At 31.7% G+C, this 23,384-nt stretch carries 26 protein-coding genes; 17 read left to right on the top strand and 9 right to left on the bottom strand.

Annotation, left to right across the window (positions count from 1 at the left end; genetic code table 11):
* The first annotated feature begins 13 nt into the window (after positions 1–13).
* The 9 genes from ACAM25_RS03395 to ACAM25_RS03355 all read left to right on the top strand — a co-directional run bounded on the left by ACAM25_RS03395 (position 14) and on the right by ACAM25_RS03355 (position 8,376).
* Positions 14–925 (top strand): ornithine cyclodeaminase family protein, encoded by a 912-nt coding sequence (locus ACAM25_RS03395; RefSeq protein WP_369610936.1) that lies wholly within the window; start codon positions 14–16, stop codon positions 923–925.
* Entirely contained in the window at positions 910–2,046 is a 1,137-nt protein-coding gene (locus ACAM25_RS03390; protein WP_369610935.1) for a PLP-dependent aminotransferase family protein, read from the top strand. The genes ACAM25_RS03395 and ACAM25_RS03390 overlap by 16 nt, the downstream gene beginning before the upstream one ends.
* Before the next feature lie 45 nt (positions 2,047–2,091).
* Complete coding sequence (locus ACAM25_RS03385; RefSeq protein ID WP_369610934.1) at positions 2,092–3,276, top strand: glycosyltransferase family 2 protein; 1,185 nt, start codon at positions 2,092–2,094, stop codon at positions 3,274–3,276.
* Positions 3,277–3,281: 5 nt separating this feature from the next.
* A complete protein-coding gene (gene cas4, locus ACAM25_RS03380) occupies positions 3,282–3,893 on the top strand; it encodes a CRISPR-associated protein Cas4 (protein WP_369610933.1) in 612 nt (203 codons plus the stop codon).
* A 33-nt stretch (positions 3,894–3,926) separates the two neighbouring features.
* Positions 3,927–5,138 carry a bifunctional hydroxymethylpyrimidine kinase/phosphomethylpyrimidine kinase gene (gene thiD / locus ACAM25_RS03375; RefSeq protein ID WP_369611595.1) on the top strand — a complete coding sequence of 404 codons (1,212 nt, stop codon included), beginning with the start codon at positions 3,927–3,929 and terminating at the stop codon, positions 5,136–5,138.
* A complete protein-coding gene (locus tag ACAM25_RS03370; protein ID WP_369610932.1) occupies positions 5,135–6,013 on the top strand; it encodes a ribokinase in 879 nt (292 codons plus the stop codon). The genes thiD and ACAM25_RS03370 overlap by 4 nt, the downstream gene beginning before the upstream one ends.
* Before the next feature lie 87 nt (positions 6,014–6,100).
* Complete coding sequence (locus ACAM25_RS03365; RefSeq protein WP_369610931.1) at positions 6,101–6,799, top strand: MBL fold metallo-hydrolase; 699 nt, start codon at positions 6,101–6,103, stop codon at positions 6,797–6,799.
* Complete coding sequence (locus ACAM25_RS03360) at positions 6,792–7,511, top strand: class II glutamine amidotransferase (protein ID WP_369610930.1); 720 nt, start codon at positions 6,792–6,794, stop codon at positions 7,509–7,511. Before ACAM25_RS03365 ends, ACAM25_RS03360 begins: the two co-directional genes overlap by 8 nt.
* Positions 7,512–7,542: 31 nt before the next feature.
* Positions 7,543–8,376, top strand: coding sequence for a transposase (locus ACAM25_RS03355; protein WP_369610929.1), 834 nt, complete (start codon positions 7,543–7,545; stop codon positions 8,374–8,376).
* Here ACAM25_RS03355 and ACAM25_RS03350 read toward each other — a convergent pair.
* A complete protein-coding gene (locus ACAM25_RS03350) occupies positions 8,373–9,362 on the bottom strand; it encodes a histone deacetylase family protein (protein WP_369610928.1) in 990 nt (329 codons plus the stop codon). The genes ACAM25_RS03355 and ACAM25_RS03350 overlap by 4 nt on opposite strands.
* A 35-nt stretch (positions 9,363–9,397) precedes the next feature.
* On the opposite strand from ACAM25_RS03350, the gene ACAM25_RS03345 reads away from it, so the two are divergent.
* From ACAM25_RS03345 to ACAM25_RS03335, 3 genes are all read left to right on the top strand, one after another.
* Positions 9,398–10,459 (top strand): M24 family metallopeptidase, encoded by a 1,062-nt coding sequence (locus ACAM25_RS03345; RefSeq protein ID WP_369610927.1) that lies wholly within the window; start codon positions 9,398–9,400, stop codon positions 10,457–10,459.
* Between the two features lie 81 nt (positions 10,460–10,540).
* Positions 10,541–10,789 carry a hypothetical protein gene (locus ACAM25_RS03340; protein ID WP_369610926.1) on the top strand — a complete coding sequence of 83 codons (249 nt, stop codon included), beginning with the start codon at positions 10,541–10,543 and terminating at the stop codon, positions 10,787–10,789.
* Positions 10,790–10,803: 14 nt separating this feature from the next.
* A complete protein-coding gene (locus ACAM25_RS03335) occupies positions 10,804–11,730 on the top strand; it encodes an MBL fold metallo-hydrolase (RefSeq protein WP_369610925.1) in 927 nt (308 codons plus the stop codon).
* On the opposite strand, the gene ACAM25_RS03330 is transcribed toward ACAM25_RS03335, so the two are convergent.
* Genes ACAM25_RS03330 through ACAM25_RS03320 form a run of 3 tightly spaced genes read right to left on the bottom strand, consistent with a single transcriptional unit; the run spans position 11,731 to position 13,389 of the window.
* On the bottom strand, positions 11,731–12,474 hold the full coding sequence (locus ACAM25_RS03330) for a VIT1/CCC1 transporter family protein (protein WP_369610924.1): 744 nt from the start codon (positions 12,472–12,474) through the stop codon (positions 11,731–11,733).
* A gap of 59 nt (positions 12,475–12,533) precedes the next feature.
* Positions 12,534–13,019, bottom strand: coding sequence for an AAA-associated domain-containing protein (locus ACAM25_RS03325; RefSeq protein ID WP_369610923.1), 486 nt, complete (start codon positions 13,017–13,019; stop codon positions 12,534–12,536).
* Positions 13,020–13,023: 4 nt separating this feature from the next.
* The gene (locus ACAM25_RS03320; RefSeq protein ID WP_369610922.1) at positions 13,024–13,389 is read right to left on the bottom strand and encodes a hypothetical protein; all 366 of its coding nucleotides are present in this window, start codon (positions 13,387–13,389) and stop codon (positions 13,024–13,026) included.
* Positions 13,390–13,476: 87 nt separating this feature from the next.
* Between ACAM25_RS03320 and sul7s the strand changes: the two genes are divergently transcribed.
* Complete coding sequence (gene sul7s, locus ACAM25_RS03315) at positions 13,477–13,668, top strand: winged-helix single-stranded DNA-binding protein Sul7s (RefSeq protein ID WP_369610921.1); 192 nt, start codon at positions 13,477–13,479, stop codon at positions 13,666–13,668.
* On the opposite strand, the gene queC is transcribed toward sul7s, so the two are convergent.
* A complete protein-coding gene (gene queC / locus ACAM25_RS03310) occupies positions 13,665–15,047 on the bottom strand; it encodes a 7-cyano-7-deazaguanine synthase QueC (protein WP_369610920.1) in 1,383 nt (460 codons plus the stop codon). The genes sul7s and queC overlap by 4 nt on opposite strands.
* 56 nt (positions 15,048–15,103) lie before the next feature.
* On the opposite strand from queC, the gene ACAM25_RS03305 reads away from it, so the two are divergent.
* Both ACAM25_RS03305 and ACAM25_RS03300 read left to right on the top strand, forming a co-directional pair.
* A complete protein-coding gene (locus ACAM25_RS03305; RefSeq protein WP_369610919.1) occupies positions 15,104–17,317 on the top strand; it encodes a DEAD/DEAH box helicase in 2,214 nt (737 codons plus the stop codon).
* Positions 17,318–17,368: 51 nt separating this feature from the next.
* A complete protein-coding gene (locus ACAM25_RS03300; RefSeq protein ID WP_369610918.1) occupies positions 17,369–19,246 on the top strand; it encodes a 4Fe-4S dicluster domain-containing protein in 1,878 nt (625 codons plus the stop codon).
* Here ACAM25_RS03300 and ACAM25_RS03295 read toward each other — a convergent pair.
* Both ACAM25_RS03295 and ACAM25_RS03290 read right to left on the bottom strand, forming a co-directional pair.
* A complete protein-coding gene (locus ACAM25_RS03295; protein WP_369610917.1) occupies positions 19,228–19,764 on the bottom strand; it encodes a molybdenum cofactor biosynthesis protein B in 537 nt (178 codons plus the stop codon). The genes ACAM25_RS03300 and ACAM25_RS03295 overlap by 19 nt on opposite strands.
* Positions 19,761–20,549: a hypothetical protein gene (locus ACAM25_RS03290; protein WP_369610916.1), complete on the bottom strand. Its 789-nt coding sequence runs from the start codon at positions 20,547–20,549 to the stop codon at positions 19,761–19,763. Before ACAM25_RS03290 ends, ACAM25_RS03295 begins: the two co-directional genes overlap by 4 nt.
* A 34-nt stretch (positions 20,550–20,583) precedes the next feature.
* Here ACAM25_RS03290 and ACAM25_RS03285 point away from each other — a divergent pair, with 34 nt between their 5' ends.
* On the top strand, positions 20,584–21,561 hold the full coding sequence (locus ACAM25_RS03285) for an FAD-dependent oxidoreductase (protein WP_369610915.1): 978 nt from the start codon (positions 20,584–20,586) through the stop codon (positions 21,559–21,561).
* Here ACAM25_RS03285 and ACAM25_RS03280 read toward each other — a convergent pair.
* Positions 21,549–21,989, bottom strand: coding sequence for a hypothetical protein (locus ACAM25_RS03280; RefSeq protein WP_369610914.1), 441 nt, complete (start codon positions 21,987–21,989; stop codon positions 21,549–21,551). The two genes, ACAM25_RS03285 and ACAM25_RS03280, sit on opposite strands and share 13 nt — an antisense overlap.
* Before the next feature lie 102 nt (positions 21,990–22,091).
* Here ACAM25_RS03280 and ACAM25_RS03275 point away from each other — a divergent pair, with 102 nt between their 5' ends.
* Positions 22,092–22,727 carry a hypothetical protein gene (locus ACAM25_RS03275; protein ID WP_369610913.1) on the top strand — a complete coding sequence of 212 codons (636 nt, stop codon included), beginning with the start codon at positions 22,092–22,094 and terminating at the stop codon, positions 22,725–22,727.
* On the opposite strand, the gene ACAM25_RS03270 is transcribed toward ACAM25_RS03275, so the two are convergent.
* On the bottom strand, positions 22,695–23,342 hold the full coding sequence (locus ACAM25_RS03270; RefSeq protein ID WP_369610912.1) for a phosphatidate cytidylyltransferase: 648 nt from the start codon (positions 23,340–23,342) through the stop codon (positions 22,695–22,697). The genes ACAM25_RS03275 and ACAM25_RS03270 overlap by 33 nt on opposite strands.
* Between the last annotated feature and the right edge of the window lie 42 nt (positions 23,343–23,384).

Below are 23,384 nucleotides of genomic sequence, written 5' to 3'. Positions count from 1 at the left end.
AAAGGAAAGTGATGTGCAAAAAATATTAAATTTCAAAGACTCATACGAAACTGTTAAAGAAGCTTTTCTTTTACTTTATCAAAAATTAGCCACAAACACTAAAAGAGTTAGAACCTCATTTCATGGTAGTGTATTAACCTATCAAAGTGGTGGAATTGAGCATTATTTAGGCTTTAAAGTTTTTGTAAAAGGAACTTTCTTTTCTATGTTATTTAATGATTCTGGAGATCCTTTACTTATGGCTGAAGCCGATTTGATTACAAGAATAAGAACTGGTGCTATATCTGTCTTAGCCTCAGATTACCTAGCTAAAAGAGATTATAATACAGTTGGTATCATAGGCTTAGGTAAGCAAGGCAAGTTTCAAGTTAAAGCTTTTTATGAACTAAAGCCCGGAATAAAAATTAAAGTTTTTAGTAAAGAAAGATTAGAAGAAGAATTAAAGAAGATAGAAGAAGAAGGCATAAAAGTAGAAAAAGCTAAGGACTACAAAGATGTTTGTAATGCTGATGTTATCGTAACTATTACAAATTCTAAAGATCCTTTTCTTAAATATGAATTCCTAAATAGGGGGACACATATTAACGCCCTTGGATCTAATTTGCCAGAAAGAGTTGAACTATATCCAGAAGTAATAAAAAATTCATCACTTATAGTGGTAGAAGATAAGGATCAAGCAAAAGAAGAGGCTGGAGACTTAATCATGGCTGAAAAGATGAACATGTTAGATTGGAATAAAGTAAAAACGTTAGCAGAAGTAATAGCTGGGGTTGTTAAGAGGAATAGTGAAGATGATATTACAGTCTTTAAATCAATGGGAATAGGTCTTGAAGATGTTGCAGTCCTTAAACTACTTTATGAGAAAGCAAAGAAATATGGGTTAGGAAGTGAGATTGATATAAGAGGAAAATGGTATCTCGTATAGGAAAGGAGGTCGAGCTTTCTCCAGTGGAATTAGCTTCACAGACAGCAAAAAAAGTTGAGATTAATTTAGCAAGTGGTACTCCAGATCCTAAAGTAATGCCAATAAAAGAGATAAAAGAAGCATATAATGAGGTGATAGAAGAGTACGGAAGTAAAGTCCTCTTTTATCCTGGAGCAGGTGGACAAGAAGAACTCATTAATGAAATTAAGAATTATCTCCCTTTGTTAGGGTTATCTGAGGGGAAAGATAAGATTATAGTAACAAGTGGTGCACAACATGCAATTGAGCTTTTATCGAAATACTTTCTCGAGAATGACACTATAGCAGTGGAAAATCCCACTTTCATAGAAACGTTTATGGCTATGAAACTAAGAAGTAATGTAGTATTACCAATTAGTTTGGATTCAAATGGAATCGTAGTTGATGAATTAGAGAATTTACTAAAAATCATAAATATAAAATTTCTTTATGTTATTCCAAATTGCCATAACCCTGCTGGAGTTAATTTATGCGAAGAAAGAAGAAAAAGATTAGTTGAACTAGCTGAATTGCACGACTTTTATATTCTTGAAGATGATCCATATAGGCCAATAGCAGGTGACGTACCTAAACCTATAAAATACTTCGATAAATTCGGAAGAGTGATTTATATAAGCTCATTTAGTAAGATAATTGCTCCAGGCTTAAGAGTCGGATTTATTTTAGCTAATGAAGAAATTGCGGAAAAAATTTCTCTTATAGAACAATTAGATTTCTCCACATCAACAATTAATCAATACGTGGTGTCAAGGTTATTAAGGAAAGGAATAGTTAAGGAGAGAATGAATTACCTCTATAACCATTATTCTAACAAAATGAAAATCCTAATTGAGTCCTTACAAGATGTAGGATTTACAGATTTTAATAAACCCTCATGCGGGTTCTTCTTATTACTGGACTTAAAAAAGGATAGTTGGAAAGTGTTTCTAGAAGCTGTAAAAATGGGTTTAAGTTTTGTACCAGCAAAACCCTTCTTCCTTAGAGGAGGAGATACCATGGCTAGGTTAAGCATTTCTGTTGCTTCGGAAGAGGACATTAAAAAAGGCGTACGAATATTAAAATCTGCTTGGAATAACATATAATCTCTTTAGAAAAGAAATATAAAAAAGAACTACTACTTTTACATAATGTTAGATGAATTAATAGCCTTTTTAAGTATCTTAGTATCCTCTTGGAGCGTTTACAATTCATTTCTAGCGATTTACGGGATAACATGGAAAAGGATAGACACGAAAGATTTCTCTGAGCATTCTTTTTCTATAATTATCCCAGCAAAGAACGAGGAAAAAGTTTTAGGTAGACTCCTTGATAGAATGGTAAATCTAGAATACGATAAATCTAAATACGAAATAATAGTAGTAGAAGATGGTTCGACTGATAATACTTATCAAATCTGTAAACAGTATGAAAACTTATACGATAATCTAGTTCAATGTGTGAAGCTTCCTCCAGCTAAAGTGCCAAATGGTAAAAGTAGAGCATTAAATCATGCAATAAAAATTGCGAAATATGAAATTATTGGGATATTTGATGCTGATACTGTCCCTAGATTAGATATATTAAATTATGCCTCTACTGTATTTTCTGATCCACAAGTCGCAGGAGTACAAGGAAAGTTAATACCAATAAACGTTAGGGAAAGCATAATAGCTAGGTTTGCTAGTTTAGAAGAACTTTATTATGAATATTCCATTGCAGGAAGGGCTAGGTTAGGTCTTTTTGTACCGTTGGAGGGTACTTGTACTTTCGTAAGAAAATCAGCTTTACAAGAAGTTGGGGGATGGAATGAATATAGCTTAACTGAAGATTTAGATCTTAGTTTAAAACTAGCTTCTAAAGGATATAAGATCGTGTACTTGCCATCCATTATAGCTTGGAGAGAAGTACCAGTTAGTCTAAGATGGTTAATTAAGCAAAGACTGAGATGGTATAGAGGACATTTCGAAGTTACTCTAAGAATTAATAGAGGAAGAATAGATTTTAGAATCATAGACGGAATTCTCATAGTTTCAACTCCTATCTTCATGATACTAAATCTTGTTAACTATTCTTTAATTCTGATATACCCTACTTCTCTTTTTATAATAACTACAGCATTTGTATCTGTAGCCTCGTTTACAAGTTTTATCACGGCTTTAGCAATTTCTAAGAAACATTTAATAGAGTTTCCTTACTCTCTGCTATCTTTAGCTTACATGAACTTTGTGATACTACTAAACGTTATAGCTTTAATACTTGAAATAACTAGAAGACCTAGAATTTGGGTCAAAACTGAAAGAAGTGGAAAAATTTTAACCGAACTAGGGAAGTGAATACAATGCTTATCGAAAAAATATTCAAGAAAAAATTAGATGATTATTACTCTCATGTGAAAGAAGAGAACACATTATATGTTACTGATCTTATTAGATGTCCAATGAAGGTATATTATGAGAAAGTCTATAAAGAACTAGCTTTAGCCGAGATTTTTACTCCAGCAACAGTATTAGGGGACATGGTTCATACTGGACTTGAGGAATTTATAAAATCTGCATTTCCAAATTCACAAGTGGAGGTAGAAATAGAAAAGGAAATTCCAGTGAATAATCAAACAATAAAGATAAAGGGAAGAATGGATGCTATAGCTGAAATAGATGGAGAGAAAGTTGTAATTGAAATAAAAAGTGCAAGGGCTGATAAAGGTTTACCACATGAGCATCATAAAGCACAATTGCAAATTTACTTATGGATGACTGGAATAAAGAAAGGTTTGCTAGTTTACATAACTCCAGATAGAATAACTGAATACGAGATTAAAGAGCCGGCAGATGAAATAGGAGTGATTAGATTAGCTGAAGAAACATTAAAGAAATCTAAAGTTCCTAGATATTCGTGGGAATGTAGTTATTGCATATATTCTTCTATTTGTCCTTTTAAAAAGATTAAATGAGATAAACAAATATGTCTCTTTATTAATCTCTAAATTATGATAAGACCAGTTGCGATGACAATAGCCGGAAGTGATTCTGGAGGAGGGGCTGGTCTTCAAGCTGATTTAAAGACTTTTACTAGCTTAGGGGTCTTTGGAACAGTAATAGTAACAGGTTTAACAGCACAAAATACCTATTCAGTAACAAAAGTTCTCGAAGTTCCTCCGGAATTTATTGAAGCTCAGTTTGATGCTGTAATGGCAGATCTAAAACCTAAATATGCTAAAACCGGAATGTTGTCTTCAAGTAAAATTATTGATGCTGTTAGAAAGAAAGTAGTTGAATATAACATATCATTAGTTTTAGACCCAGTGATGGTAGCGAAATCTGGAGCTCCTTTAGTCACTGAAGATACAGTTAATGCTCTAAAAGAATTAATCAAAAATTCTCTTATAATAACGCCAAACAAGTATGAGGCTGAAAAATTAGCAGAAATGAAAATAATTGATATAACCTCTCTAAAAGAGGCTACTAGAAAAATTTACGATAGCTTTAAAGTTAATGTTGTTGTTAAGGGGGGAAGTTCATTAAATGGATTGGATTATGCTATCATAGACGGTAAAGAAATTGAACTAAAAGGTGAGCCAATAAATACTAAAAATACTCATGGTAGCGGAGATGTATTTTCAGCTTCTTTAACAGCATATTTAGCAAAAGGAGAAAAGCTCGAAAACGCATTACTTAAGGCAAAAGAGTATGTTACACTAGCTATTAAGTATTCCTTAGATTTAGGTAAAGGACATGGTCCCGTAGATCCTTTTGTGCCAGCCGATATTATTATACAAAGAGAAAACGCTAGGCAAGAGATTGAAAAATTACTTTGGGAATTTGAAAGGGATCCATCTTTACTACTTCAAGTACTTGACGAAAATGGAAAAGCTAATGTAGCTTATATGACAGATTATGGAGATGTTGCGACATTAGCTGGTGGTGTTATAAAGTACCTAGATAAGATAAAAATAGATGGACCTATCCTCTTAAACATCAAGAACGAGATCTCAGAAAAAGCCAAACAGTTTAATAAAAAAGTCTTACTTTCAATCTCTATAACTAAAAAACTACTCGAGGCTTCTGAGAAAGGATTAATAAAAATCTCAGAAAGCGGGATAAATAGTGATGTTATAATTAGCGAAGGAAAAGTCTACTTAGTAGGAGATTCTATTTCTGACATTATAAATAAATTAAGGAGGATGAGAGAACTATGATTACTGTTGTTGGTAGTTATAACATTGACTTCATTTTAAAGGTTGACGAATTCCCTAATGAAGGGGAGACGGTTTTTGCAAAAGAGATTTACATAAATCATGGCGGTAAAGGTTCAAATCAAGCTGTTTCTGCTTCAAGGTTAAATGCAAAAGTTAGGATAATTGCCGCTGTAGGAAATGACGAATTTGGTAAGAATGCTTTGAGATTTTGGGATGATGAAGGATTAGATACAGCTTATGTTAAAATTAAAAACTCAGTAACTGGCTCAGCTTATATTATAGTTAACTCACGAGGTGAAAACATGATAGTTGTGAATAGAGGTGCAAACGCACTACTAGATGAAGATGATTTAGATAATTCATTATCCGGAGATATACTCTTAACTCAACTTGAAATTGACGAGAGAGTCGTTAAAAAAGCGTTAAGAGAATTTAACGGAATAAGAATACTTAACCCAGCTCCAGCAGTTCTTAAAGATTATTCAATTCTTGACTACGTGGACATTCTGACACCAAATGAGATAGAATTTAAAGAATTAACAAATACTGACGATTTTGATTATGGAATTAGTGTACTTTTAAAGAAAATTAAAAAAGCTGTAATTATAACGTTAGGTGAAAGAGGTGCATTAATTGCTACGAGACAAGAAAAGATTTTAGTACCAACACTAAAAGTAAATCCTGTTGATACTACTGGTGCAGGAGACGTGTTTAATGCAGCTTTGGCTGTATTTTTAGAAAAAGGATACGATTTACGCAAATCTGTTAGACTAGCAAATAAACTGGCATCCTATTCAACAACAATTATGGGTGCACTTGGACCTAGATATGAAGAGGTGAAAAGATTAATTGAAGAAGAAGAAAATGAGAATTAGTAAAAAAGAGGAAGAAGAAGTTAAAGGACATGAATGTATAGGATTGTGTTGTGATGATTTAGTAGATATAAACGAGAGGGATGATTTATGAAATTAGTCTTTGTTGGTACTGGTGCTGGAGCAACTTTCGGATCTAAAAGAGTCAAATCTTCAATATATTTAAAAAGTGACGATGGAACTTCAATATTACTTGATCTAGGTACTGGTGCAAACTTTAAGATAGAGGATTGGAATCTTCTTGATTTTTCCTCGATCTTCGTTACTCATTTGCATATTGATCATGTCAGTGGAATATTTGATCATTTAGTTCAAAGAAAAGTATTAAGAATGCCAGAGATAGAGATTTATTCTCCACCAGGGTTTAACCAACTACTTGAATCTTATAAACAAACTGGAAATAATATTTCTGCTATAGTTAAGGAAAGTAAGTTGCCAAAAGCAAAAATTAAGGATATTGAAATATATTCTGTTGAGGCTTGCCATAGTATTTATGCCGTTAGCTATGTAATTACTGATGGAGAAAAAAAGATACTTTATACTGGAGATACATCTGAACCTTGTGAAAGTATTCTTTACGAAGCTAAGGACGCTAATTTAATAATTCATGAGGGAAGTTGCGTAAATGATTGTAAACAGTACGGTCATACATCCATTGGTGAAATCATGAATTTATTTGAACCGAAGAAAGTCATAATAACGCATATCCCATCACAAATAGAAAATCAAGTGAAAGAGATAGCAAAAGGATATATTTTAGCATATGATGGTATGATATTAGATGTGTAGAATATTAGCTTTTAAGGCTAAAGGTGAGCCTAACTTAGAGGTTCTCAAAGCGTTTCTTAATGCAAGTAAAAATGACGTTTATTTTAAATATGGTTCACACTCTGATGGATGGGGTTTTGTAGCTTATATACTTAGAAACGGAAAATGGCGAGTATTATACTATAAGACCAGTGAACCAATATATGAAGATCAATCTTTTCTTGATTATATAAACTTACTAAAAGGAGATGAGATCTACGCTATATTTCATGCTAGAAAGGCTGGCAAAAGCTTTCTCCTAGGCGTTAGACATAATCACCCTTATTATTATAGATTATCTACACACGACGCATATTTCGTACATAATGGCTCGATAAATAGAAAGGCGTTCTCTGAACCTAATTATCCATCAACTGATAGCTATCTCTTCTTTCTTGAAATCATTAAGAATTATAATGTTAAAGGAGATTTCAAAATAGCTTACTTAGAGGCACTTTCAGCATTATCTCCATATGCTTCAAGTTTAAACTCTGCTTTGTTAACTTTTAACAGCCAAGAAGGTCCTAAAATTTTTGTAGGATATTATTATAATAAAAGTAGAATGAAAGAAATGGAAGAGTACTATAAACTTTATAGATATGAAAACTATATATTCTCTTCTACTGTAGCTTACTATTTAGGTAAACATGTTGAAGAATTAAGTTTTGCATCAATTAATGAAGTAGTTGGCTAAAACATTTAAATAGATAATCGAATTTATATTTATGAATGAGGAGTTAGTTGAAGCTAAAATTATAGAGTTTGGAAAGTTAAAGGACCTATTTAAGGAAGTTCAATACATAAGACAATATTCAAGAGTTTTAAAAATGAAAGGTGCTGATGTGGGTCCTCCTCCACTAGGCATTCCTCGAGAACTATACTATTTAGCCTTAACTTCAAACGAAGTAAAATATGGGCCAATTGAAATTATAGGAAAAAATCCCTATAAATTAAAAGGCATAGACGCATTAGTAAAAAGTGAAAGAGAAGGACTTCCGCTTTATGCAATAATTGATTTTACTAACGATATAAAGGTTTACCTTGCTTACGAAAAACCAAAATCAATAGTTGGCGTAGATATTGGTGTAAGACATCTAATTACAGTAGTAGCACTGAGAAACGGAAAATTATGGAAAACTAGATTCTGGGGAAAAGAATTAATAACTGATGAAATGATTAAAATTCTAGGAGATCCACAAGGAATAACTGAAATTAAAAACATAAGAAGTAAAGTAAAAAAAGTAATTTCAGATATAGTAAAGTTTATTGAAGATTTGAACCCAAAAATTGTTGCCCTAGAGGATTTGAGAATTTTCGAGAATAAAGTAGGAAATACACTAAGGAATATTGAGGTTGAATTAGAGGAGCAGTTATATGCTAGAGGTATAAGATATAAGCTTATCGATCCCTATAATACAAGCAAGATTTGCTCAAATTGCGGGTTTAAAAGAGGAGAAGTGTTAGGACCATTATTTGTTTGTCCAGCGTGTGGGTATAAAGCAGATAGAGATTTCAATGCAGCCTATAATTTAGCTTTAAAATGCTATTATACGTGTTAAATCTTCCAGTATTCTCTCAATATCCTTTTCTCTTCTGATAAATAATCTCTGAATCTACTTTTTACTGATTCAGATGAAGTATTTTTGTTATATTCTTTCTTCTCTCCCTCTAGGCCTTGTATAAAAGCTTTAACTCCATTTTTTAAACCAACAGTATAACCACCTTCTAATACTGCATACTTTCTTTCAAATCTATTAGATAAAATTCCCATATTATAATAAGTCCATTCAGTAGCTCTAATACTGGCTAGACCATCACCTTCATAGGCATCAAAACCAGCAGAATATGCAATTATTTTAGGTTTAAAATCGTCTATAATAGATTGAATTATAGGTAGAAGTTCCTCATATAAGTCATCTCCTCCTAATGGCGGGATTAAAAGATTAATTTTTGTTCCTTCAGCTTCTTTTCCTCCGATCATATCTGGAAAACCGGTGCCAGGATAAAGAGTTTTAGGGTCTTGGTGAATATCTATATGAACTACTTCTGGGTCATCCCAAAATATTTCCTGCGTTCCATTTCCATAATGAACATCAAAATCAATTATTACAACTCTTTTAAGATTATATTTTCTTATCGGAAAAGCTACATTATTAAATATGCAGAATCCTAACGTAGGGGCGCCAAACGCTCTTCCTGATTTTCCAGAGTGATGACCAGGAGGTCTAACTAAGGCAAAACCATTTACTTCAAATGCTTTTAATGCACCACCTAACGCATATAATGCAGATTCCCAAGTATTTTTGTTAGTATAAGTATCTGCATCTAACCATCCTTCTTTTTCACTAGTTTTTTTAACTAAATTAATATAATCTATGTCATGAATCATTTTTACATCTTCTTCACTAACTTTGTATGGAGAGATAAATTGATGATCTTTTAACTCATTAAGAATAGATCTAACTCTCTCTGGATTTTCCACATGATGATATTTACTTTGATGTAATAAATATACATCTGAATAAATTAAAGGTATTAAAGCCATAGAAGTTATATATCTCTTTGGCTTAAAAAGGCTATATGGGAAAGATAGGCAAGCTTAGAGAATTTATGAAAGAGAAAAAAATTGATTACATTGTTCTTGGTCCAGGGAGTAACATGTTTTACTTGACTGGATTTACTGAAGAACAAATGGAAAGGCCTTTGTTTTTCATTGTAGATTATTGGGATGCATATTTCTTAGCCCCTAAGCTTTATGAGGAACAATTATCAAAATTTAACTTTCCCATAATTTCTTATAATGATGACGAGAATCCATATAAAAAAATAAAATTAGAAAAAGGAAAAAGTATTGCTATAGATGATACATTATGGTCCTCCTTTACTGTTGATATTATAAATTATTTTACCCCTTCACAACTGCTTAAAGCAAGTGAGATTATGAGAGAATTACGCATAATTAAGCAAGACGAGGAAATCGAAATTATGAAAAAAGGCTTACAAATAGCTGAAAAAGCGTTCCTTAACACGATTAATCAAATAAAGCCTGGAATGAGTGAGAGAAAAGTCGCTAAGATTCTAGTTGATGAGTTTATCACTAATGGTGCAGAAGGAGTATCTTTTGAACCTATAGTGACCTCTGGTCCAAATACATCCATGCCACACTTAAGGTCTACAAGTAGAGAAATTAGAACTGGCGACATTATAATTTTTGACTTTGGAGTAAAATATAACGGATATTCAACAGATACAACAAGAGTTGTGAGTATTGGCCAGCCTTCAGAGGAAGTTAAGAAAATCTTCGAAATTGTGAGGGAAGCTCAAGCTAAAGCAGAAGATGCAGTAAAGGGAGGGATTCAAGCATGTGAAATAGACAAGATAGCAAGACAAGTGATTTCATCATATGGGTATGGCGAGTATTTCATTCATAGAACTGGTCATGGTATTGGAATTGATGTGCATGAAGACCCTTATATAGCCCCAAACTATAAGAGAAAAATCGAAAAAAATATGGTCTTTACAGTCGAACCAGGGATTTATTTACCAGGCAAGTTTGGAATTAGAATAGAAGATATGATATACGTTAACAACAAGGGTATAGTAATGAATAATTTACAAAAAGATGAAATCTTTGTAATATAGTACCTTAGATAAAATAACAAAAGCAAATACCATATTACCTTACCTTACTTCTTAAATCGTTAAATGTAAAATTTATTTTATATGAAAGAAATTTTAGGTGACTATGAGCCAAAAGGAAAAACTACACAAACTATTGGGAAATTCATAGCCTTTGGTCTTGATGATCCATTCCACATTACCACAATATCTGGCTTAGCTATTTATGGAATCGGCAAATATATGGAGAAAAGAGGAACAAATTATGGGTTAAGAATAGCTTATCAAGAACTAGAGGAATTCAAAAGAAGACTGAGAGAAACATTATTAGATATTAATACTATGAGGTTATAATGTAATTTGATAAAATGAAAATAACTCCATTAGCATTTGAAAGCCTTGGAGTTAGATCACAAGCAACGTTAGTAGAAACAAAAGATGTTAGAATTCTTATAGATCCCGCAGTGTCTTTAGCTCCAAGAAGATACGGACTTCCTCCTCATCAATTAGAAGTTGAGAAACTAACAGAACTAGCAAAGAAAATTTATGAAGTATCTAAGGATGTTGACGTAATAGTTATAACTCATTATCACTATGATCATCATGATCCAGGGTATGTGGTTCCAATAGATATTTATAAAGATAAAATTGTATTTATTAAAGATCCTACAAATAATATAAATAATAGCCAAAAATTTAGAAGAGCTCCTAAGTTTCTAAAAGCAATTAAGGACAAACCTAAAAAGATCGAAATAGCAGATGGTAAAGAGTTTACCTTTGGTTCTACAAAAATTATTTTTTCAAATGCTGTTCCACATGGTGCTGATGAGAGACTTGGTTATGTTGTTCAAGTGGGAATTACGGACAAGGATGGGACAGTTTTATTTACATCTGATATTGAAGGAGCCCCAAAAGATCAACATGTCGAATTTACTAAGAAAATACAGCCAAATATTATTATTATTGACGGTCCTCTAAGTTATTTACTTGGCAGAGCTCTTTCTAAAGAAGATTTAGATAAGTCTATCAGAAATATGGAGTTTATTGTAAAAAACGGGCTTCAGTATGCTATAATTGATCATCATGTCCTAAGGGATCTTAACCATAGTACAATCTTAAAACCAGTTAAAGAAGTAGCAAAAGATGTAGGATGTAAAGTAATTTCAGCAGCGGAGTACTTAGGATTAGAACCAAATTTGTTAGAAGCAAATAGAAGAGAGTTATTTAAAAAAGAAAATAAACCAGCCAAAATACCTAGAGGTTTAGCTAAATTACTAAATGCTGGAGATAATTAATTAAATTGCAACATGAATTGGTATAAAGTATCCAATTATTAATCCCCCAATATAACTCCCTACTAAAGCTATTAAACCAGTCCCAATTTGTTCTAAAGCACCTCTCCATTTGCTTAAGCCAGTATATTTAGTTGTCATTAATCCAAATACACCTAATGTGAGTAATACTAAAATTACTGAAATAACCACAGATATCATGAAAGGTATTTTTACAAATACTGATACAATAAATGGTAATAAAGGAATTAATCCTCCTATAATGAGGTACATAGCCATTATTAACCCAAGCTTTCCTGGGCTTTCAAATTCCTCCGGGAAAAGTTTTAATTCATGAATCATCATCTCATGAAGAACTATATCTTTATTTTTCATTAACCTTACAGCAATCTCTTCAGCCTCATTTTCTGACAACCCTTTACTTAAATAAAATTGTTTTAATTCTTCTTTTTCTTTCTCTGGGTATTTCTCTATTTCATAACGCTCTTTTCTAATTTCATTCTGAATAATTTGATTTCTTACTCTAGTAGATATATATTCTCCAATTCCCATAGAAAATGCTTGAGCAATAGTTGCTATTAATCCAGTTACTAATACTAGCAGTGGATCTTGAGAATAACCAGCTGCTCCAAGAGCTATTGCACCTACTCCAATTAACCCATCTTGTATTCCGAAAACCCTTGTTCTGAAAGTATCAGCTTCATGAGTATAATGGATTACTGGCTCTTCAAGGTTTTTATTTTCCATGATTAACAAATTGGAATGTAAACTTTATAAAACATTCTTGGATTACGCCTTATCGTAAATTAACTAATTGTTACTTCATAAATATCATCATCATTTAATTTAAGAAAACCAGAATAAATTCCCCATTCAGCTAATATAATTTGCAAATCATGATATCCAGTTGGACCAGAGTAAGCTGTTATCCCTTTTTCCTCTAAATTTTTCATCAAATCATCAATACTAAATCTTTTTAACTCCTTAGCTGTGGCAAAAGGTTCTATTTTATGTAAAGACTCTTTAAGTAATTCCTTTCTTTTCTTTATATTACCTTTAAGAAACTCTATTCCTTTATCAGTTATTATAATATCACCATCCCCAATGGTAACAAAGCCCAACGTATTCGCGGCATATACTATAGGCATGAAATCATCTATATCTACTTCCAATTCTTTTTCCAATAGATAGATATCTGTCTTTCCCTCAAAACTATTATATAATACTGTTAGTAAACCTAATAGATCAGCAACTCTAGCCGAGGGCGAAAGTATAGGTACTTGAGTTTGCATTACTTTACTTATTAGTCAAACTCCTTTTTAACTTTTTCGCAAAAAGTATAATATAGGTCAGAGGAAAAATATAGAATCCTAAAATCATAAGAATATTTAAAATAGAAATAAAAAAAGAAGAGCCAAAGCTTAATAAAGCTTTATCATGTGTAGTTGAAGTTGCAGAAGAGATAATAGCTAAAAGAGAAAGAACAAAACCTAAATAATACCCTATTTTAACATCTTTATAAATTAAATAAGCAGAAATAAGGAATAAAGATACGGCTATTATTGTTCCTATTGAGAGAATAAAAGGAACAATACTAAATAACAAAATACCACCAATTCCTAGACTTATGGCACTACCTATTAATGGAATAAATAGTTTCATATGAATATTTTTAATAATCAGTTTATATTCTTGTTGCTTCTTCAACTTGGCACAAAATTTATTTGGAACAGATTATAGTTAATCTTTATGGACTCAGACAAAGTTAATGAAATAAAAAACATAGTTGAAAAAATATTAAAAGAAAGAGAATGGATAACTTTCAGTGACTTAATAAAATACGTTAATTTTCCAGCATCAGATGTTAATTCAGCACTGGTTCAGTTAATGAGAGAGAATAAAGTAATTAGAAAAGGAAGATATTTCTATTATCAAGGCTAACTTTCATACTCTACTGGATCTATTAAACCATTAATTCTAAAGGCCATCTTTCTCATATAACATGGTCCACATTTACCACAATGCTTGGATCCACCCTCATAACAACTCCAAGTTAAATGCAATGGAGCTCCTATTTCAACACCAAGTTTAACTATTTCGTGCTTTACTAAATTACCTACTGGCATAAGAACATCAATTTTCTTATTAGGGCCAGTAGCATAAGGAGATAATTTTGCAAAAAGTCTTACAAATTCCATTTCATTATCTGGATAAGCTCCTGCCTCTTCAAGGTTTATCCCAGATGCTATAGCATCATAACCATAAGCCTCAGCTAATGCTAAAGCAACTGAAAAGAATATTAAGTTTCTTGCTGGAACCCACTCATGAGCAAACTCTGCTCCTTCTTCACCTTGTCTATCCTTTACTATTTCTCCACCTCCTTTAAGAAGAGTTGTATGACCAATAATCTTAAAGAGATCTGTGTTAATCTCAACTAAAGGAACTTGTAAATATTCAGAAATCTTTTTAACTGCTTCTCTTTCCTTTTCTTCAGCTTTGTGATGATAATTGAAATGTAATAGTGTGACTTCATAACCTTGCCTTAAAAGGTAAGTAGCAGCAACTGTAGAATCTAAACCTCCACTAGCAATAACAAGAACTTTTTTGTTCCTCTTGTCAAGTAATTCAACCTTATTTATTTGTAGTTTATTTGTAACTTCTACGATAGAATAAGGATCTAATTTTATAACTGAGTTAAAAGGAGAAGCTTCAAAGTAGTCGTCTAAAGAAGTGAAAAATATTGCCCCTAATTCACTGTCATACATCATATAAACTGGTTTAAAGTTTTGAGCAATATATATTCTATCTGGCCTTTTTTTATCACCAATTATAAAAGCAAAGCTCCCTTTTATATTATTTAATAAGTTTTTTAACTCTTCGAGATTTCCACTCCAATATTTATCTAAGATCGGAGGTATAACAGCACTATCTATCTTGGTCTTCCTAATGACTTGAAATTTTTTCTCTAATTCAATATCATTAGCTATTATTCCATTATGAGTCACTACATATCTATCACCTTCAAACGGTTGTATGTCATCTATCGTTTTTTGTTTAACATATTCAGTTGTAGGCTCTGCTCTATTGTTTGCTATTACAACCCTAGATTTTTCATCAAATATTCCATAAAGTTTTTCCTCCTGTAATGAAGGCTTTCCTAAAGATTTAACACTTTTAGTAGTTCCATCTTGATTTATAATAATTACACCAAAACTATCTCTTCCTCTATCTTCTGCTTTTTTAAGAATCTGAATAAACTTTTTCTCTATTTTCTTATAGTTTTCCGGTTTAAGTATTAATACACCAGAAACACTACACACAGCCTTTAATCTTCCATGCAAAGAAATAAATCTATCTAAGCTTATATTTTGTAGTTGTGGACTTAGAAGAGGTTAAACAAGCTTTAGATTTATTTAATGTTAAAATTACTCACGTTTATACAGAAACATCCCTTGATCCCGAACCTGGTGAGATTGTCGAAAATTTACCTATTGATCGAAGGATAAAGGACTCTCTTAAGGCTAGGGGAATAAATAGACTTTATAAATTTCAAGAAGAAGCATTGAGAAAAATTCTTGCTGGAAAAAACGTTATGATAATATCTGGCACTGGAACTGGAAAAACTGAAGCATTCATGATTCCAATTTTAGAATTTGCATTAAAAGGCGAAAGAAGCGTATTAGTTTACCCTACAAAAGCATTAGCTCGAGATCAGTTAGATAGAATAATAAGCTTTGCACACGCTTTAGGGATTAATGTAGGCGTTTTTGATGGTGATACACCAAATAGTGAAAGAGAGAGACTTTACAATAATCCACCATCAGTTCTTATAACAAACCCAGATATGATCCATATAGGTTTAGCTTTAAGCCATAGGTTTAGGACTTTGCTTAGAGGAGCAGAACATTTTGTCTTTGATGAAGTTCATGTTTATGAAGGAGTATTAGGCTCTCATCTAAGGATGATAAGTGATAGAATTAGAGAATTTTTAGATTATCACGTTATAGCATCTAGTGCTACTATAGGAGCTTCACCATTTCTATTTGAAGAATTATTTGGAGTTGAAGGAGAAATAATTCAAGGCACGAATAGAAGAAAAGGGATCGCGTTTCACGTATTATTAAATATTGGATCAGCAAGTAGATGGACTATTGGTGCTTACCTAGCTTCATTCTTAATGAAGAAAGGATTGAAAGTTTTAGTCTTTGTTGATTCTCAACAAATGGCAGAGGTTTTAGCTAAAATTATAAAGAGATTCGGATTTGATATACCAGTTCATAGAGCAGGATTAAATCCAGAGGAGAGAATAAAAGTAGAAGAGGATCTTAAGGAAGGAAAAATAATGGGTGTAGTTGCTACTCCAACATTAGAACTAGGTATTGATATTGGTGATTTAGATGCAGTTATCATGGCTGAAAATCCCCCAAGTTACACAAAGTATCTTCAAAGAGCAGGAAGAGCTGGAAGAAGATATAAAGTTGGTTATATATTTACATTACTAGGAGACGATCCTATAGATTCTTATTATAACAGAAGACCTCAAGAATTTTTTAACAGAAAATTAACTCCTTTACCCTTTGACATATCTAATAAAGAAGTAATAAAAATTCACGTTTCAGCCTATATAGTAGAAAAAGGAAGAGTTAAAATATCCAAGTTACCTAAATCCTGGATTGAGGTACTGAAAGATCTTCCAGTGAAAGTTAATGGAGATTACGTTTATTCAACTCCAGAATTAATTAAACTTGTAAGATCCACTTCATTACGATCAACAGGGCCTATTATAAAAATCTATGAAGGAGATAAAAAAGTTGGAGAGAGGGAATTACCAGTAGCGTTATATGATCTTTACCCAGAAGCTATTTATTTAATTTCTAAGAGGACTTACAGAGTAGAAAGCATAGATATTTCCACGCTAATAGCTAAGGTGAAGAGAGTAGAGGAAGAATTACCGTTCTATACAAAACCCCTTTATAGTACTCATTTGATCTCATTTAAGGAAATTGAGAGCAGAAAAGTGTTCAATATGCCAGTAAAGTACGGAGAGGCGGAGATACTAGTTTCTGTTGACGGTTATGTAGTATATGATATTATGGGAAAGAAAAATAAACCGAGAGAGGAAAGATATTATAAAAATCCAATCACGTTTTCTTATATAACTAAGGGAGTATTAATTAAACATCCAATTCTTTCAGAGTTTAATGAATTTGATGCTGCTGAAGCTTTTCATGCTACCGAACATGTTTTGATTAGTTCAGCTAAAATAACTGCTGGTGCGTCTATGACAGATTTAGCTGGAATAAGTTATCCTAGTGGTCATGTGATTATTTATGATGCTGTGGTTGGCGGTAGTGGAGTAAGCAAACTCCTTTATGAAAGATTAGAAGATAGCTATGATATTGCCTTAGATATAACTGGTAAATGCGATTGTGAAGATGGATGTCCCAAATGCATTTATAGTCCCTACTGTGGTAATAACAATAAGGTTCTTTCAAGGAAGAAGTCTTTTAGACTTATAAGTTACCTAAAGGAAAATTATTCAAATACTGATAATACTGATGAAGAAATATATGGAAACCCAATAGCATAAACAATATTATGAAATAAAAGTTATTAATCCTTCAATAAAATAGTGTAACTAATGTTGAACTTATTATATTCACAACTTTCATTAACTAGAAAATCTTCTATTCTTCCTGATAGAGTAGTTACTGTGAAATCAGAAGAAGATTTAAAGAATATAAGTGAAGGAGTAGGAAGATACGAATATACCAGAGGAATTGAAGGTAAAATAATTGTTGATTTAACTAACCTAAAAGGAATTGAAAGGAAAGACGATAAGTTAAGAGTATTAGCTGGAACACATTGGAGAGAAGTTATTAGTTATAATCCCGAAATTTTTGGAAATCTTGATTTTTCAGTAGCTGGTTCAATTGAATATAGTGATGCTGGATTTGGATTTAATGAATTTAGATTTATAAAAGATAGAGCTGAAGTAGAGGCATATTTAAATGGCAATAAATATGTAGGCAAATATAAGGGTGGAATTATTTATGCTGTATTAATAAGGCAAGAAAGTAAAGAGTTAGTAACTAAATCATTCGAAAGTAATGATTTTGATGTTATTTATTATAAGATAAAATCTTGGTTTGCTACTAGTTATCCAGCATTCAGAGATATAACAGTAGCGTGGAATAATGGCAAATTTGTTTTAAACGTCACATACACAAAGGTAAGAGAGGAACTGCTTAAGAATTTTATTTCAGATTTTCCTGAAGGACAAATTCTATACGAAGATCTAAATTTTCCTCATAAGTATAGATATTTTGGAGTGGTTAGTTTTGATGATCTTTATAAGATAAAAGATCAAATACTCAAATCTACAAGAGCCTTTCTAAGAATAGGATTTAAAAATATATATTTCTCTATATATTCTAATACCTTTCTTAATTTTCCCGGTATAGAATTAAATAATTTTTCTGATATTAATGAAACTAATTTATTAAATGGTTGCATAATGTGTGGTAAATGCGTGGAAGTATGTCCGTATTCAGAATACAAAGGCTCGCCAGTTTATTCTCCTTTAGGGTTTTACGTTTTACAAGCTCTAGGTTCATCAATTCAAATTAATTGCCATATGTGTGGTAAATGCGTGGAAGTATGTCCAGCTAATTTAGATATACTTTCTGATATTTCAAAAACTGCAACATATGAAGTAAAAACTACTTCTGATTCTTTAAATATAAAAGAATTAAATTCAAATAGAGTTATTGTTATTACTCCAATTAGTTTAGATCTTAAAGAAAGATTAGTTAAAGCATTACTTTATTTATATTCAAAAGGTTCTATAGTCGGAATAAAATATCTAGATATAAATATAAATGATTTAATTAAGAACAAGATAGATTGGAAAAGTATTTCAACTAAATTTACTGGGATTACTCAAATTATCACATTGACACCAGAAGAATATTATTATTTACAACCTTTGAAACAATATTTAGTCCTTGACATTTCTTATATTGAAGACTATGTTTTACCAGAGATTGAAATTGATTACAAGAAATTACATATTCCTTGTTATCTTAAAGATCTGGAGAAAAAAATCAAACCTAGTAAGTGTAGTTTCGCCTTCTTAGATATCCTAAACAATACATCTGTACCTAATAATATAAAGGATGAAATAACTCTTTGTCCTTTAACAGCTAGAAAGCTAAATATAAAGACACCATTAGATTTACTTATTCCTACAATTAACTTAGGTATTATAAATCAAACTGTAAATAAAATAAAAGAGAAACTAAAAGATTCGTCACAATTGTTAGATGATGCTATATGGTATTCTGGGATTGCTGATGATTTATATTCTCAAATATCAGATAATTTATACACTTATGCTTTACAGGAAGTGCCAAAAGAGGAATTACTTTTACTTTATTTATATTTAGATAATGTGGACTTGAACCAACAAGATAAAAAGAATTTAGAACAAAAAATTCCTCAACTTCTTATTAAGTAAACTAAATGCCCAACTTCCGGTAAGATTAGCTCTTTAAGAGCTAATTTTACAGCATCTGGCGAGCCTGGCAATAAGTAAATCACTTTTTTACCTATAATTCCAGCTGAGGCTTTTGTTAAATAAGCAGCTGCTTTAACTTCTGGATCATTATAACTAACTAGCCTAAAGACATCTGAAAATCCTTCAATCTCTCTATCAAATAATCCTCTTATAGTTTCAACTGTCATATCAGTCGGCGAGTAACCAGTACCTCCAGTTGAAACAATCACATCAACCTCATTATTATCTAACGCATCAGCGAAAGCCTTCAGAATCTTTATTTTATCATCTGGAACTAGGGAATATCCTACTAACTTATGTCCACTTTCAATTATTAGCTGTTTAATTATATCCCCAGACTCATCAACAACCGGTTCTTTCTTTAGAAACTTTTCATACCTAGAAGTGCTTATCGTAATGACATAGAAATTTAAAGTTTTTGGAGCATTCTCTCTATGTTTTTTATGAGCATGGCTCATACAATCTTAACCTCCTTAGCTATATCTAAGTCTAAATCAAAGAATTTATCCCTTTTTAATAAGACTCCATTAATGTATATTACTATACCTTCTTTTATTTCAGTAAATCTAGTCCTAAAGGAAGTTATATAATAGCCTTTGTCTGTTAAATACATTACTGGTAATGAAAAAGGTTTTTCAGCTTTCACAATCCTTACAATACCTTTAAACTCTACCTTATCTATTACTATGCCAAAATCCACACATTTTACAATTTTAAAAGTATAGGGAGTTCCTTCAAATATGCCTTCTAATGCCCTTTCTCTTTTTAATGCTTTAAAATTCTCTTTATCAATTATTTCGACCTCGTCAGAATTCACAAAGTCTAAAGGTTTTGTTATCCCTTTTTCCCTCATCTTTCTTAGGGTAAAGTAGTGAGAATCGTTAAGGCTTAAAAAGTCCATATCATTATAACTTAAAGAATAAAGCAAACTTCCGGTAATTCCTACTTTTCCTTGAAAAAATGAAAGAAATCTCTTAACTTTTTCATCACAAATTTTAGCATTGAATGGATCAAGAACTTGAGCCTCATCTAAAGGAACTAAAGGAACTTCAAACCCTATTTCTGGAACATACTTCATTAAGAAAGGAAACTTATCCTTTACAAGCTTAATGGCATCATTCATTTTCTTTATTTTTATCCCATTATAGTATCTTGGAACAGCAACAGCATAATTATCTGGATGGAAACATCCTTTAACTGCCCATATTATGTCTTTATATTTCAGCATATACCCTTCAATCATTAGTTTTTAATTTTTTATCTAGCTTTTAAAAATTGTGAAAGTAACAATCATTGGCAGAGGGATAGCTGGAAGCTCTTTATACTTCATGTTTAAGGAAGCCGGTTATAACGTCAGGGTTATTGAATCTGGATTTAGAAAATTTTATCCTACCTTAATTCATTCAGTATTATTAAAGGGGAAAGATATCGAATTAGCTATAGAGAGCAAGAACTTCTATGAGAAACATAAAATACCTCTTGTCTATTATCCTTCCTACACTATAGGTCATATAGACAGTAAAATTATTGATGAATGGATTTCATATGGTTTTAACATTTCGGAAAAGTTTGTAGACTGGCTTAGCTCTTATACAATAATAGGTGAAAAAACTGATGCACTTGTAGGAGTTAGGAAATTAATTGATGCAGTACCTTATATTGAAGGAAAAGCTGAAATTAGAAATGGAAGAGTCTTTGTAGACGAAAAGGAAATAGATTCTGACATTATAGTACTTTCTTCCGGGGCATGGAATAGATATAACATTGACTTTAAGCTCCCTGTAAAGTCTTACTATTGCTGGGCTTGGGTAACAGTAAATTCTAACCCCCTCTTGGATAAAGTGTTTGTTTATGATTATGAAATAGGATATTACTCTAGACCACTTTTTGGATTAGGAATGAAGATAAATATTATAGGGGATGGTGACACAATAGTAACTGACCCTTTCACAAAGCAGTTTGGAAATTTATCCCCAGTAGAAAGAGCTAAGAAAAGACTAGGAGACTTAAAACCAGTATATAGAGGAGAAGGATACTGTGAAGGAACGCCAGATATGAGACCAATATATGGTAGGATATCCGATAATTTATATATAATAGGTGGTCTTAATGGATATGGAGCTGAGGTAGGGCCTGGATTAGCTAGACTATTGTTTAATCTTATAACAAAAGGAGAAGAAGAAAAAGAATACTTAATAGACAGATTCCCCCCAATGTCAGATTTTGAACTTGGAAGAGAACCTCACGAATTGTAGATCTTTAGATGTCTTTCTATTATTTCCTCATCAGTTAAGTGATCTTCATCTACTTCTAAGTGTAATCTTTGTTTTTCAATACAATCTTCACAGTCGTATATTATCCATCCGACTAAGAATTCTTCTTTGTAATAAAATTCCATCGCTCTCCATTTTTGTCGACTTATTAAACTTCTTATAACTTTTAATCGCTTAGATGGAAAAGCAATAAATTTCTTTAATTTTATATAATATGGTTTCAGTGTAAGTAAATGATAACCACTGATTAACACTGAAGTTGGGGCATAAAATTCATCAATATCACTAACCTTTACTAGCTCGATATTACCATATACATTTAAATAAACTGCTACGTTTCTATAATCTTTAAACAAATCATTTAAGTAATGCCAAGGCGGAGGAGAAGAACCTATAAGCCAGCTTATCATATATATTATTTTTAAGCTCATATGTTAAATTATTTTCCAATTAATGATGATACGACGGTTTACTGATTGGTGAAGAACGCTTCCCAGCCTGAAGTGATAAAAATGAAAGGGGATAGAGTTAAAGATTTACAACATATCTACGAGAAGGTCATAATGTATTATGGTAAAAGTGCAAATCTAGAGGACATTTACAAAAAATTATTAGGTTTAAGTAAAGTTGGCATACTCAATATAAACCATTCTGTATTACAACTTATTCTTTCTGGTTATCTTGCAAATAATGGATATAAGGTTTACGTAGAAGTTGAGGTAAGTGGTGGAGTTATGGATATTTATGCTATAAAAGGCTATGATATTGGAATAGAAGTAGAAACTGGTTATGTGCCTCCAAGTAATGCTATAAATGCTGAAGAATTCTTAATGGGTAGATTAGCACTCAAAACGGCTAGATATAGTAGTACAGCAAAACAATTTTATATTGCTGTTCCCTCGTTTTATTTACCACCAATTCCTAGAGCATTATTAAAAGATCCTAATGAAAGAACTGAAGAAGAAGTTAAAAACATAATGAGATTAATAAGAAAATACTCTAAAACTCCCGATATCACTTTAGGTGATGTTAAAAGTTCTAGAATAGATGGAATTATAACTGTTAATGCAAAAGCAATGAAAATCAATATAATAGATAGTAAAAGTTTCTATATGTTAAAACAGTTTTATGATGGCATAAAGGAATAAGAAAGAGGCAAATGGAATACTTATATTATCGTCTATCAATGGTAATACCTCAACTATTGTAGCAATCAACCCAGATATCGCCCCTGGTACTCCAAAGAAATAATAACCTAAAGGAACGCTAACTATAGCCATTCCTACGCTACCCCAAAATCCTTTAACTCTCCTCTTGTAAACATAATTCCTTATTATTCCAGTTACACCATCACCAAATGACATATAGTATATAGGAAGTAAAGCTATAAAAACATCTTTTGTATTCCAATAATTACCATCTAATACCCACATTAGAAGAAGTAATGTACCATAAGAAAAGGTATAAAATATCTCACCATAATTATCTTTCTCTTGAAACCAACCCATTATTCCGTCTTTGAATCTCTTAAAAATTAAATAACTCATTAAAGTATATGAGGCAATTATTGGAACTAATGGGGATGTAAACACAAAAGGCGCTAATACTGCAACTAAACCACCACCTAACATATGAATTACTTTCCTTGCAACGTAAATACTAGTATGCTTACTCACAATTTTAGAAATATAAAGAGTGACAACTGCGACCCAGACAGTAAGAATAATCCCCCATATTACATCCCTTACTGTAAGCAAAACCATACAAGAAGAGATAATTTATTTATTTATAAGTTCACTCATTCG

This window comes from Sulfurisphaera javensis (assembly GCF_041154675.1).
GTDB lineage: Archaea > Thermoproteota > Thermoprotei_A > Sulfolobales > Sulfolobaceae > Sulfurisphaera > Sulfurisphaera javensis.
Note: the sequence above shows the minus strand (reverse complement) of the source record. Positions and strands in the feature narration are given on the sequence as shown.

Bases quoted from the DNA above. Each gene is read 5' to 3' on its own strand.
- ACAM25_RS03270 (WP_369610912.1), bottom strand. From the start codon at position 23,342: ATGGTTTTGCTTACAGTAAGGGATGTAATATGGGGGATTATTCTTACT.
- ACAM25_RS03355 (WP_369610929.1), top strand. From the start codon at position 7,543: ATGAATGAGGAGTTAGTTGAAGCTAAAATTATAGAGTTTGGAAAGTTA.
- ACAM25_RS03350 (WP_369610928.1), bottom strand. From the start codon at position 9,362: ATGGCTTTAATACCTTTAATTTATTCAGATGTATATTTATTACATCAA.
- ACAM25_RS03385 (WP_369610934.1), top strand. From the start codon at position 2,092: ATGTTAGATGAATTAATAGCCTTTTTAAGTATCTTAGTATCCTCTTGG.
- ACAM25_RS03360 (WP_369610930.1), top strand. From the start codon at position 6,792: ATGTGTAGAATATTAGCTTTTAAGGCTAAAGGTGAGCCTAACTTAGAG.
- ACAM25_RS03390 (WP_369610935.1), top strand. From the start codon at position 910: ATGGTATCTCGTATAGGAAAGGAGGTCGAGCTTTCTCCAGTGGAATTA.
- ACAM25_RS03365 (WP_369610931.1), top strand. From the start codon at position 6,101: ATGAAATTAGTCTTTGTTGGTACTGGTGCTGGAGCAACTTTCGGATCT.
- ACAM25_RS03320 (WP_369610922.1), bottom strand. From the start codon at position 13,389: ATGAAACTATTTATTCCATTAATAGGTAGTGCCATAAGTCTAGGAATT.
- ACAM25_RS03345 (WP_369610927.1), top strand. From the start codon at position 9,398: ATGGGAAAGATAGGCAAGCTTAGAGAATTTATGAAAGAGAAAAAAATT.
- ACAM25_RS03330 (WP_369610924.1), bottom strand. From the start codon at position 12,474: ATGGAAAATAAAAACCTTGAAGAGCCAGTAATCCATTATACTCATGAA.
- ACAM25_RS03295 (WP_369610917.1), bottom strand. From the start codon at position 19,764: ATGAGCCATGCTCATAAAAAACATAGAGAGAATGCTCCAAAAACTTTA.
- cas4 (WP_369610933.1), top strand. From the start codon at position 3,282: ATGCTTATCGAAAAAATATTCAAGAAAAAATTAGATGATTATTACTCT.
- sul7s (WP_369610921.1), top strand. From the start codon at position 13,477: ATGGACTCAGACAAAGTTAATGAAATAAAAAACATAGTTGAAAAAATA.
- ACAM25_RS03300 (WP_369610918.1), top strand. From the start codon at position 17,369: ATGTTGAACTTATTATATTCACAACTTTCATTAACTAGAAAATCTTCT.
- ACAM25_RS03335 (WP_369610925.1), top strand. From the start codon at position 10,804: ATGAAAATAACTCCATTAGCATTTGAAAGCCTTGGAGTTAGATCACAA.
- ACAM25_RS03340 (WP_369610926.1), top strand. From the start codon at position 10,541: ATGAAAGAAATTTTAGGTGACTATGAGCCAAAAGGAAAAACTACACAA.
- ACAM25_RS03325 (WP_369610923.1), bottom strand. From the start codon at position 13,019: ATGCAAACTCAAGTACCTATACTTTCGCCCTCGGCTAGAGTTGCTGAT.
- ACAM25_RS03290 (WP_369610916.1), bottom strand. From the start codon at position 20,549: ATGATTGAAGGGTATATGCTGAAATATAAAGACATAATATGGGCAGTT.
- ACAM25_RS03370 (WP_369610932.1), top strand. From the start codon at position 5,135: ATGATTACTGTTGTTGGTAGTTATAACATTGACTTCATTTTAAAGGTT.
- ACAM25_RS03280 (WP_369610914.1), bottom strand. From the start codon at position 21,989: ATGATAAGCTGGCTTATAGGTTCTTCTCCTCCGCCTTGGCATTACTTA.
- ACAM25_RS03275 (WP_369610913.1), top strand. From the start codon at position 22,092: ATGAAAGGGGATAGAGTTAAAGATTTACAACATATCTACGAGAAGGTC.